At 38.1% G+C, this 3,747-nt stretch carries 3 protein-coding genes; 1 reads left to right on the top strand and 2 read right to left on the bottom strand.

Translation table 11 applies throughout. The features are described from left to right. Window positions 1-215 (bottom strand): hypothetical protein (locus ACFO5Y_RS08145; RefSeq protein WP_380706408.1); only part of this gene is annotated, 215 nt, incomplete at its 3' end. Window positions 216-474: 259 nt separating this feature from the next. Between ACFO5Y_RS08145 and ACFO5Y_RS08140 the strand changes: the two genes are divergently transcribed. After that, a complete protein-coding gene (locus ACFO5Y_RS08140) occupies window positions 475-834 on the top strand; it encodes a hypothetical protein (RefSeq protein WP_197105349.1) in 360 nt (119 codons plus the stop codon). A gap of 1,015 nt (window positions 835-1,849) precedes the next feature. On the opposite strand, the gene ACFO5Y_RS08135 is transcribed toward ACFO5Y_RS08140, so the two are convergent. Beyond that, the gene (locus ACFO5Y_RS08135) at window positions 1,850-3,316 is read right to left on the bottom strand and encodes an FAD/NAD(P)-binding protein (protein ID WP_197105348.1); all 1,467 of its coding nucleotides are present in this window, start codon (window positions 3,314-3,316) and stop codon (window positions 1,850-1,852) included. Window positions 3,317-3,747 lie beyond the last annotated feature (431 nt).

Genomic DNA, 3,747 nt, shown 5'->3' with positions numbered 1-3,747 from the left:
GAAACAGGTTGATCCTTTTTGTTTCTATCCAATTGGAACATAGTTTCTAATTCATGACGGGACCATTGCGCTACTTCATCGTATGATAACTCCTTTTCTTGTGCGATTTTGATGGTTCTAGTGACGGTGTTTCGACCAGAAGAGACGAGTTTAGCGATTTGCCTTAAGCTAAATCCCGCTTCGTATAACCGAAGCATTTCTATATAATTGGGCATGTTAGCCACCTCCATAATATTTTGCGAGTTTCACTTACGTCTTAGTTATACCATGGTGGCAATAAAAAAGAACCACAGAGTGGTTCAATTGTGCCGATTTGCCCGGTTCAGCTAAGACCGATTTAGGTGGTTCAATCATGTCCGACGAGATGGCTCTTTAAGAGCGATGTATCCACGATAGATTGAAAGCGGGTTTTTATGATACTATTAAGTTATATTATTATATAATTTTATCCTTAATTAAGAAGGGGGCAGGCGGATGAGTAAACAGATAAGAAAATATATTGTCTGGTTTATAGGTGGTGGCTTACTTGCCGTCTTGCTGTATTTTATGACAATGAGCAAAGCAAATAACATTCACACCTCCCAAGAAGAGAATCGGAAGATAGAAGCTCAGATTCAATCTATTTATCAGCGTAATCTTCAAGGAGCGAACGCTGAAGATGTTGATTTATATCTCTCCACGATTACCACAAAAGCTCGCGAAGAAACAGGCGAAGTGATGGCTCAGTTTTTTACGGATTTTGATGTTAAGCAGGATCTATTGGAATTTGAAGTCATTGACATTGAACCCGATACTATAGTGGCGAAAGCCAGACAGAAGGCAGTGGGAGAGTAAGTGAACATTTTTATAAGCAGCTTGTCATCTGTATGGAACAGGCGACAGGCTGTTTAGTATGGATAGGATATGGTTGTAAATTTAACTTATTGATTTCTTCAATTATTTTATCTTAGTCTATTTCTTCAAGTGATTAATTGGTAAAGTTAACCGTGAAGATTGAAGGTGACTAATCACGATACTATCTCGATTGTAGAGATTTATGATCGGCGATAAGGTATAATTTGCTTTCTGGATGGGCTACTTTTATTTTGGTCACATCACTCACCTAAATCTTATTCGGCTCTTTTATAACAAGTTGATGATACAGATGATTATCAATGATTGTTTCAACTTCCCCTTTGAATGAATTATATCGATGACTTTTACGGCAAGATTTCACATATAAGTGTTGTTATTCTCGTATAATTCTCAAAACACACTTATGATTGCTTCTACTTTCCGTTGTCCTAAAAACAGCGTAACTCTACGATGAGTTTATTGACTTTATCTTCATCCAGCAAGTTATCCAATAACCAATCCTTTATAAAGAATAACCACCCGTAAAGGGATAACTTCTTGATAAGATTTGTGACATCTTTTGACTTTACAGTCGCTTCATATTTCATTCCCGCGTGTGAGGGGGACATATTAACGATGCAATTGAAAGCTTCCTTTCACCAACCATATTCTCCCGCACGTTATCCTTTTTCAAATAATTTCATTACAATCCACGACATTCTCAAGCTAGAGTATTCTAAAAATATGTAAATAATTACTTGCAATAAGAAGTATAGAGCAGGTAGAAAGATTAATTGAGCTTGTTATGAAGGACGACATAACTTTTAAAGAGGCACTGAAGCTCGTCGATTCGTTTGAGAGAGAGCCGGGTAGGTCTGATGGAGCAGTTGAATGAATGGAGAATTCGGATGGAGCTAAAAAATGGAAAAAGTGGCTTCGTGGTATGTGACGAGGCCCAATACATATCAAAAAAGGCCTCGTTCACAATCACGAGGCCAATCCCTTTTACATTTACCTATTCATCATTTCCATATTGCGCAAAAAAGCCCTCCGCAACGCGCTCCGCTTGCTTAATACACAAGTGAATATTGTTATTTCCATAATGAATCTTAGAAATCCAATGCCCCAAGAGATACATATTTGGCATTAAACCTCGGCTCGCGACCACTTGACAATCAGGCCAAGTAACCATCGCCCCGCCGCGATAGTAAGGTGTTAACATGTCTCGCTGGTAGAGATTTTTGATTAATGGATCAAATGCTAAAGCCTTTTGGATATCAAATTGGAAACCGGTACAATTAATGAGATAATCAGCATGATAACTTTCTCCGTTCTCGGTTTCCAGTTGATAAGAATCATCCTCGGTAATTATAGATTTCAAACTCGTCACAATTTCCAAACGACCTTGATCTAAATTCTCCAAGATATAAGCTAAAGATTCGACTGGAATTTGGCTTCTAAAATGATTAAAGACGCGTTCGTATTTTTGCTTGTAAAGATCGCGGTCAAGGGGTGTGAGTGTGTTATATAGATCCGGCAAATAAATCGTCATCATGACAATATAGCGACGCAACTTTCCTAAAGAAATATCGGGATGCGCGATGGCAGAGCGGATTTCGCTAATAGATCCTGTGCCGTATAATTCCAAGAGCCTTTGGATATCGATATCATTGGCCTTCAAATCATTTAAAAACGTTTCAACCATCACTTCAAGAGAGATGAACCCATCTTGATTACGATGCGAGTCAATCCATTCATCTGAAAAACTTTGTTGAATTTCTCCTTGATAGCGGGAGAATTTCACCGTTTTAAAAGGAGTATTACCGTCAGTATATAATCGAATCGGGTGCGTCCAATTATGTTGTTTCAATAAATATTTAACCACATCCAAAGCTGTTAAGCCTGTTCCGATGATGCCAATCGATTGGTCCGGCTGCAAATGAGCAAGCGTCTCATCAATAGGAACTGGACTGTTAATATATTGGGGTGTTCCTTCGAGATGATAATAATCCGCATAAGGAGGATGGCCGATTGTGAAGAAAACCGCGTGATAATCCTCATGCCACTGACCATCATCTGCTTGAAGGCGGTAAATATCGCGCTCTGAATCGATCTCACAATCAACAATGGCTGATTCGTGTATGTTCACTTTCTCAGAATCCATTAAATAACTTAAACGTTCAAATAAATAATCACCATAAAATTCACGGGGAACAAAAGCATCATTGTTAGCGTACTCCACATGACTCTCACTAAGCCATACTAAAAAATCATCAGGACTCTCAGGGAAAATACTCAAATCCTGCGCATGCTCATTCATAATAGCTTCTTTCGTATCCTTGCTATAAGGCGCTCCCACCACGAAGTTAGCATCTTTCTCAAATAAATCAATCGTTAAATCATTATTAAAATTAGGATGCGATAGCAATTTCCGAATAATGGTAAATCCGCTAATCCCACCGCCAACAACTGCGACTCTCATATCTTACTCCTCTTATCAACATTTTATATATATATTCTTATTTATTATAAAGGTTTCTTATAGAAATGGAAATAAAGTCAATTGATAAATTGGTATTAATTATGCCCAGTAGGGAAGGTGTGATAAAAAGTTGGTGGTCTAATGATTAGCGGTACTTTGAAAAGCCAAAGTGTCTGTAAACAATGATAATCTAAAAAGCAGTGCGTCGCGTCTCTTTATAATGGTCCTATGAACGTGGACAAAGTTGTAGATTCGACTCGCAATACTATAGATGAAACTACATGTACTTTAACTATTAATTGGGAACCTCATGAAGGCATTCTCGTTAAGACTATGAATTCATTCAAAATTCTTAGTCTTATTTTTTATGTGCGCCTGGCATGGGTGCTAACTTGGTGGTGAAAGTCCACTACAGGCTTGGCAGTAGGAAC

This window comes from Ruoffia tabacinasalis (assembly GCF_042652985.1).
Classification (GTDB): domain Bacteria; phylum Bacillota; class Bacilli; order Lactobacillales; family Aerococcaceae; genus Ruoffia; species Ruoffia tabacinasalis.
The sequence above is the reverse complement of the archived record's forward strand: the minus strand, read 5'-3'. Positions and strand labels throughout refer to the sequence as shown.